The organism is Corynebacterium sp. HMSC074C03, assembly GCF_001838285.1.
Taxonomy (GTDB): Bacteria; Actinomycetota; Actinomycetes; order Mycobacteriales; family Mycobacteriaceae; genus Corynebacterium; species Corynebacterium amycolatum.
In genome coordinates this window covers 63430-70667 of the sequence record NZ_KV836204.1, presented here as the reverse complement: position 1 = coordinate 70667, position 7238 = coordinate 63430, and the positions used below count along the sequence as shown (strand labels likewise).

Here is a 7238-nt window from a genome sequence, read left to right as displayed (position 1 = left end):
GCATGGCTAGGTCGGGGAGGTCTCCGACCGTGCAGCCGCAGTCGCGGGCCACGGCGATGGGCAGGGCGCCGATCGTGTTGGGTTGATCGACGACCATGAGAACGCTGCCGTGGGCCTGCATGGACGCGAAGATTTCACGCCATGCGGCTTCGTCTTGGGGCAGTGGTTTGTCGTAAATTCTCTCGCCGGTGTTGGTCAGCGCGCAGGCATGGTGGCCGGTTTTGCCGACGTCGAGGCCGATGATGATTTCGGGTGTTGCGGACGGTTCCATGATGGTGTCCTTCTGTTGCGGCAGGTCGCCGGTGTCTTGGACATCCGTTGCAGGCACCCACGTTACGACGAGACCTCTGTTTGGTCCGCGGCCCTATTAGCTGTCAGCGGTTGTCCCCGGTGTCCGGTGGCAACACCCCCGGATTATGGAAATGTTCACGCAGATAAGCCATACCGGGCACGGTGACCGCGCCCCGTGAGGGGGCACCATCGTGGTAACGGGGGAGGGGGTAATTTCAGTGAATTGAGCCTTGCGTAAGGCGATAAGCATTGCCTAACCTAATTCTGTTTCAGGTGGTGTTCCCGATTGGGAACCGGCAACGGAAGCGAGGCGGCGACGATGAACGGAAAACGTGGATCGACCGGAGAGCCCCTCTCCGGAGGGGGAGTCGGGGACGCGGTGGCGTCGCAGACAGATGACGGGCGGTTGGTGCACGTCGCACCGGTCGCAGCGGGTGGCCGACCATCCACCCGCGACATGCTCGTCGCCGCCGCGATCGGCGTTGCGGGGTCTCTCATCATCGTGCCCCTGACCTACCTGCAGGTGTTCGCTGGCATCGCCCACGTTTATCTCGTCGCGGCGACGCTCGGGTTGTGGTTCCTGCAGTGCGTTGTTCCCCTCATCGTCGTCCGCAAGCTTGGCGCGAGCCTCATCGCGTGCCTTGCCATGGGCGTCGTGTCCGCGGCGACTACCCCGTTCGGCATCGCCGCAATCGGGGCGCTGATTATGGAAGGATTGCTCATCGAGCTTCCGTTCATGGTCACCCTGTACCGGCGGTGGACGCGTCCCCAGTTCGTGGCCTCGGCGATGTTGTTCTCCGCGCTGATGGGAACGATGGCCCCGCGCGCAGTCGGCGTCGACTCGCCGACCACGCCCATGACCCTGATCAGCTTCGCCGTAGCCTTGGCATCGAGCTTGGTGTTTTTGGTCCTGGGCTTTGCCGTCGCAAAGGGGCTTCGCAGCCGCGGGGTCACCCGGTGACCGGCGGAGCACCCGCGTGCGCCGGTGCGACACGCGGGACGGCCCCGTCCCGGTTACGGGTTAGGGGCGCGGGCGTGCGGCACGCCGATGGGCGATGGGCACCCGACATGGTGGATCTCTCCTTCGATTTCGGCACGATCAACGCCATCACGGGACCCGTGGGATGCGGAAAGACGAGCCTGGCCCACCTCATCGCTGGACTGATCCCCTCGCACATCCCCATCGACCATGCCGGATTCGTGCACATCATCGATGCCGACGGCACCGAACGCCCCGTGGACGGGGACCGGGTCACCTTCGTCGGGCAAGACCCGGCGACGCAGGTGCTCACGCTCCGAGTCGTCGATGACGTGGCCATGGCCCTCGAGTTTTCCCTCGTGGAAGCCGGTATCGTCGCCAAGCGATCAGCCGAGGCTCTATCGGAGCTCGGGCTGTCAGAGCTCGCGGAGAAGGATCCGTGGGCTTTGTCGGGCGGGCAACGCCAGCGGATGGCCATCGCCGGTGCGGTGGCCAGGGCGCCGGAGGTCATGATCTTCGACGAGCCCGCGGCCCACGTCGACGAGGACGGTCGCCGGTCGCTGTTCGCCGCCATCCGTGATTTGCGGGCCCCGGGGCGCGTCATCCTGCTCATCGAGCACGACCTCCGCCCGTTCGACGGGTGGGTCGACACGGTGACGATCCTCGATGCGGACGGGAGCGTCGCCGCCCACGGAGCGCCGGATAGCATCGCGGTGAAGGGCATTGCGACGACGGCCGCGACCGCCGGAACGCCGGACGCCAGTACGCCGGGCACGGGGGCACCGGACCGTCCCGATCCGGAATCGGAGGCGGATGCCGTTCCACTCCTGGCCTTGACCGGAACCCACGTGGCCCGAGGCGGGGAGAGGATCCTGAACGGGGCCGATCTGACACTGGAACGGGGCGAGATTCATGCCCTAGTCGGCGCCAACGGAGCCGGTAAGTCCACCTTGCTGGCGGTGCTGTCGGGCCAGATGAAGACGGGAGCGGACCTCCGGATCGACGGCGCGTCCGCCTGGCGCGTCCCCGACGCCTTCGCATCGTGGGCGTTCCAGAACCCCGAGCACCAGTTCACCCGCGCGACCGTCGCCGCGGAAATCAGCTCCGCGCTGGCCGGCACGGACCCGCACGGGCCACTCGGCACCGATGAGCTGCGGAAACTGCGGGAAGCCCTGTGCCCCCGGGCACTTGACCCCGTCTCGCCGTTCGTCCTGTCGGGCGGACAGAAAAGATGGTTGAGCATCTTCCTGGCGGTGGCGGCCAATCGCCGTTTGCTGCTTCTCGACGAGCCGTTGGCGCACCTGGATTCGCCGAGCTCGCGCATCGTACTGGATGCCCTAGCGGAATACGCCGGGGCCGGCGGAACCGTTGTGTTCACGTGCCACGACCGCCGTGCTGCGCGAACGTGGGCGGATCGGGCGAGCATCGTCGCCGAAGGGAAGGTCGCCTGGTCCGGTCCCGCAGCCGACGTGCCGGCTTCCCCGGAGTCGTCCCGGCGGGATCGTGCACTGCCCGCGGCCGGCGCACGGACGTCCTTGGACGAAAGCCCCTGGACCAGTGGATCCGCCGCTCGAAGGCGCGCGGGGTTGAACGCCATCACGATTGTCGCGGCGGTGATGCTCGTCCTCGTCGCCGGGCTGCTCTCCGGCGGAGACGCCGTTCTCGCCCTGACGGGGGTCGCGTTCCTCGCACTCGCTGCGATCGCGGAACGCGACGTTCGGGCGACGGCGGGGAAGGTCCTTCTCGTCCTGTTAATCGGGGTGTTCTTCGGCCTGCTCGGGTGGCGCTCCGAGTTCTACGGAGGTGGGGATGCGGCGGAGGCCGTCCGCCACGGCATCCATCACGGACTGCTGCTGACGGCCGTGTTCGCGGGGACGGTCCTGGTCTCCGCGTGCATGCGCGTCGAGGAGCTTTTCGACGCCATGGTGCAACGCCTCCGGGTGCCCTACACATGGTGCACCATAGCGATTTCCGGGGTGAGCATCGCGGCGTTCCTGCGCAGCGAAATCCCCCATCTGACATGGGCGATTAGATTGCGCTCGATGCGACCGGGGCAGTCTTTCCGCTCCGGCTTCATCCGCGCGACGACGCCCGCGCGCATCGCCTTTCCCCTGTTCGTCAGCGCCGTGCGCTGCGCCGAAAAGCTGTCCCTGACCCTGGCGATGCGCAACTTCGGCCGCCATCCGCGGCGCACCTTCCGCACCGATTACCCCTGGCGAGTGCGTGACGGGTTCGTGGCCGCAGCGTCCGCCGCGGCCTTCGTCGCCGCCCTGGTGTCCGCAGTGACTTGACGGGCACCCGGAACCGGCGGGTCCCGGGCCCGCGAGCGTTTCCGAGCTTGTGCGGAGACGCGCCCCACCCAGTTTCTTCACCCTTTCCACCCTTCAGACACATCCGCCGGGTCACGCCATGCGGCCCGGTCCGCCCGGCACCGGCATGGCGCCGACAACCGAAAGAGGTACCAATGAACACGATCCGGACCATCAGCGACGTGCTTCGGGACAAGGCCGATGAGACGAAAAAGGGGATCACCTTCGTCGAGAATCGGCGGGACGTCTTCGTCCCGTATGGCCGGGTCCATGCGGAGGCGGTGGCGGGCCCGGTTGACGTCGACAGGGTGCGGACGCTCTCGGACATGATGCCCGGGGCCCCGATCCTGGTCGACGAACGCAGTCACACGCTGCTCACCGGCGCAAACGGTGCCGTGGTCGTGGGCGAGGACCGGCTGCTCGACGTGTCCATCGTCAATGACGCTGCCGCGGAACCGGGTGCGGCGATGCCGGGTGATGCTGAATCGGACTTCTCTCAGGCGGGGGACGTGGATTCCGGGGATGGCTCCGGGGCGGTCCCCGCGTTCCCGGTGCGAGGTGGGACGGCCGGCGAAGCCCTTATCCAGTTTTCGTCCGGCTCCACGGGATCGCCAAAGGGTGTCATCGTAACCAACGAGTCCGTGCTGAACGGTCTGCACGCGACGATCCCACGCCACGCACACCGGTACGAGAACAAGATGCTCACGTGGCTACCTTTGACCCACAACCTTTCGCTAATCGGCTTCCACGTCTACGCCCTTTTTCGTGGTTACGACCAGGTGTTGCTGCCGGTTTCCGAGGTGGTCGCCGATCCCCCGAGGTGGTTCGAGGCCGTGACCAGGCACCGGCCGAGACGACCGTCGTCCGGGCGACCGGCCCGGGTTCCTACAAAATGACCGCGGCGATTGCTGCCGCCACCGTTGTGGCGGTCGCGGGGAAGCCGGTCGCGCCGGGGTGCCGGGATCTCGTCGGCCACCCCCGGCTCCTCGAACCGGTCCTCGCCTTCGCCCGCGATGCGGGCATCCATATCGAGGTGCCGCATGACAACCCGACCACGGGGCCGCTGCCGACAGCGGCCCACTGCGATACCAAAGGAAAGGGGAAACGATGACGGATCAAGCTGAACGAGGTGCGGCGATTGTCGTCCGCGACCTCACGAAGAGCTACCCGATTGCGGGCAAAGCGGGCACCCCGCCCGAAGGCGGGGCAGGTGCCCCGCCGGACGGCGGCCGCAAGGGAAAGCGCGGTGCCCGGATGCGCAAGCATGTGCTCGACGGCGTGAGTTTCACCGTGCCCACCGGGGCGATCGTGTCGTTCCTCGGCCACAACGGTGCAGGCAAGACCACCCTCATCCGAATCCTGTCGACGCTCATCACCGCCGACTCCGGCGAGGTGAGCATCTTCTCGCGCGATGTGAAAGAGGACCCGGCGGGCGTGCGCGCTGACATTGCCACCACCGGCCAATTCGCGGCGATCGACGAGAACCTCACCGGCCGGGAGAACCTGGAGTTCTTCGGGCGGCTGCGCGGACTCGACCGCGCCGCCGCGGCCGCCCGCGCGACGGAACTGCTCGCGCAATTCTCGCTCGCGGACAGTGCCTCGACGTTGGCGTCGGCCTATTCGGGTGGCATGCGGCGCCGCCTCGACATCGCCGTGTCGCTGTGCGTCGTGCCCAGGCTGCTGTTCCTCGACGAACCCACGACGGGGCTGGACCCGGTCAGCCGCGAAGAGCTGTGGGGCTTCATCCGGCAACTGCGGGACGACGGAATGACCCTGGTGCTGACCACCCAGTACCTGGAAGAGGCGGAGGCGCTGGCAGACCACGTCCATCTGCTCAAGGATCGCCGCATCGTCGCCAGCGGAACGCCGGAGGAATTGCGCCGCGACTTCGGGTCGCACGTGCTCCGCGTGTCCTTTGCCACCGCCGCCGAGGCGGAGGCGTTCGCCCGCTGCCTCGGGGGAACGTGCCTGGACGGCGCCCGCGTCGCGGGGAAGTCGGTGTCCCTCGACGTCGACCCCGGACCGCGGGTCCTCGAGGCGGTGGCGCAGGCGATGGAGGCCTCGGAAGCGTCGCCGGATTCGCTGAGCGTGTCGCCGCCCACCCTCAACGAGGTGTTCATATCGATGAACGCAGGGGGTGCGGCGCGATGAGTGCGACGTCGGTCGCGGCGTTTCTCCGTCGGGATCTGCTGCTGTTGCGACGCAACACCGCGTCGCTGATCTCCATGTTCGTAGTTCCGCCGCTCTTCCTGCTGTGCCTGTACGCGGTGTTTGGGTACTCGGCGGGGCAATCCGGCTTCGGGTACCTGCGTTTCGTGCTCGGCGGCTGCCTGTTCCAGGCGGCGATGTTCACCGCCGCGGCGTCGGCGATGGCGGTGGGACAGGACGTCGAGTCCGGGCTCGTTGACCGCGTGCGCGTGTTGCCCGGGGCCACAGGCGGCTATGTCGCCGGCAGGCTCGCCACCGATGTGCTGCGGATGTCCGCGTCGATCGCGGCGCTGCTGGTCGTCGCGTGGTCCTGCGGCCTCGACATGGCTATCGGTGACGTCGCGTGGACTGTCCTGTGGTCGCTGCTCGCCGCGGCGGTCCTGTCCCTGGTCACGGACGGGGTGATCCTGATGGTGCCCGCCCCGGTGTCGACGGCCTCATCGATCCAGGCGCTGGAAATGCTGCTGCTCATGTTCTCCACCGCGTTCATTCCGGCGACCGCTTTGGACGGCTCCCTTCGCGACGTCGTGCGCCACATGCCTTTTTCGCCGGTGATCGAGGTGATTAGGGCGGCGTCCCCGGACGCCTTCCCGGATCGCGCCGGGGAAGAGGCCGCCCTGTGGCTCGGTGTCGCGGCGGTCGCCGGAATCGTCCTGTTCATCCGCCGGTTCACCTCGAGGAGCGAATCATGATCGGCCCCATCTTCGTGCATCTGCGGCGCATTGCCCACATTTGGCTGCGGCGCCCCGACTTCTGGTTCATGACGTTCATTGCTCCGCTCGTGTACCTGTTCATCGTCAACCGCATGTTCGGTGGCCTGGTCAGGCAGCTCACCGGAGAGTTCGAACTCCCGAACGCGGTCATCCTGGTCGTGACGGCGTGGGCGTTCATCCTGGCCATCACGGGATCGTCCACCGTGCTCGTTGAACGCAGCAATGGCCTCCACGAGCGGTTGATCACCATGCCGGCGCCGTACGCGGCCGTGCCGGCCGCACGGATCATCGCCGAGTTCATCCGGATCATGGCGATGACGGCCGTCGTCGTGGCGGTGGCCGCCTTGCTTTCCGACAGCCCCCCTGAGGCGTCCTGGTGGTGGAGGATCGCGATGACCGGCGCGATGGTTGCCGCGGCGGCCGCATGCACCGGCACGTACATCGCGTTCTCCATCACCAGCCCCCAGGGCTCCGTGGCCCTCATCCCGTTAATCATCGTTGCGATGTTCGTCAACACGGTGCTCATGCCCGCCGACCACTTCCGTCCTCTCCTGCGCGGAATCGCCGGGCACACCCCCGTATCCGCGGCCGGCGAGGCCGTCAACGGCACCGGGGCTGCGGGTCTGGTGGTCTGCGCGGCCTGGTTCTTAGGCATCGCTGTGCTCGCGGCGTGGGGCATCGCCGTGAAAACGAGGCCGGGGGAGTCTGCATGACGGGCACGTCCACGGGGGCATCGCC

Annotated in this window: 8 protein-coding genes; 7 read left to right on the top strand and 1 reads right to left on the bottom strand. The window is 67.5% G+C overall.

Going from position 1 to position 7238, the window contains the following annotated elements; translation table 11 throughout:
• A partial coding sequence (locus HMPREF2847_RS04600; protein WP_141765052.1) for an IS110 family transposase occupies positions 1–271 on the bottom strand: 271 nt, incomplete at its 3' end.
• 399 nt (positions 272–670) lie between these two features.
• On the opposite strand from HMPREF2847_RS04600, the gene HMPREF2847_RS04595 reads away from it, so the two are divergent.
• The 7 genes from HMPREF2847_RS04595 (at position 671) to HMPREF2847_RS04565 (ending at position 7213) form a co-directional block, all read left to right on the top strand.
• A complete protein-coding gene (locus HMPREF2847_RS04595; protein ID WP_246821939.1) occupies positions 671–1252 on the top strand; it encodes an ECF transporter S component in 582 nt (193 codons plus the stop codon).
• Positions 1253–1326: 74 nt separating this feature from the next.
• Entirely contained in the window at positions 1327–3561 is a 2235-nt protein-coding gene (locus tag HMPREF2847_RS04590) for an ATP-binding cassette domain-containing protein (protein WP_246821937.1), read from the top strand.
• A 173-nt stretch (positions 3562–3734) separates the two neighbouring features.
• Positions 3735–4475 (top strand): AMP-binding protein, encoded by a 741-nt coding sequence (locus HMPREF2847_RS04585; protein WP_070767196.1) that lies wholly within the window; start codon positions 3735–3737, stop codon positions 4473–4475.
• Complete coding sequence (locus HMPREF2847_RS04580) at positions 4472–4690, top strand: hypothetical protein (protein WP_224783744.1); 219 nt, start codon at positions 4472–4474, stop codon at positions 4688–4690. Before HMPREF2847_RS04585 ends, HMPREF2847_RS04580 begins: the two co-directional genes overlap by 4 nt.
• Positions 4687–5730, top strand: a complete 1044-nt coding sequence (locus HMPREF2847_RS04575) for an ABC transporter ATP-binding protein (RefSeq protein ID WP_070767195.1) — start codon at positions 4687–4689, stop codon at positions 5728–5730. The genes HMPREF2847_RS04580 and HMPREF2847_RS04575 overlap by 4 nt, the downstream gene beginning before the upstream one ends.
• Positions 5727–6479, top strand: coding sequence for an ABC transporter permease (locus tag HMPREF2847_RS04570; protein WP_070438218.1), 753 nt, complete (start codon positions 5727–5729; stop codon positions 6477–6479). Before HMPREF2847_RS04575 ends, HMPREF2847_RS04570 begins: the two co-directional genes overlap by 4 nt.
• Positions 6476–7213, top strand: a complete 738-nt coding sequence (locus tag HMPREF2847_RS04565) for an ABC transporter permease (RefSeq protein ID WP_070851664.1) — start codon at positions 6476–6478, stop codon at positions 7211–7213. Before HMPREF2847_RS04570 ends, HMPREF2847_RS04565 begins: the two co-directional genes overlap by 4 nt.
• Positions 7214–7238 lie beyond the last annotated feature (25 nt).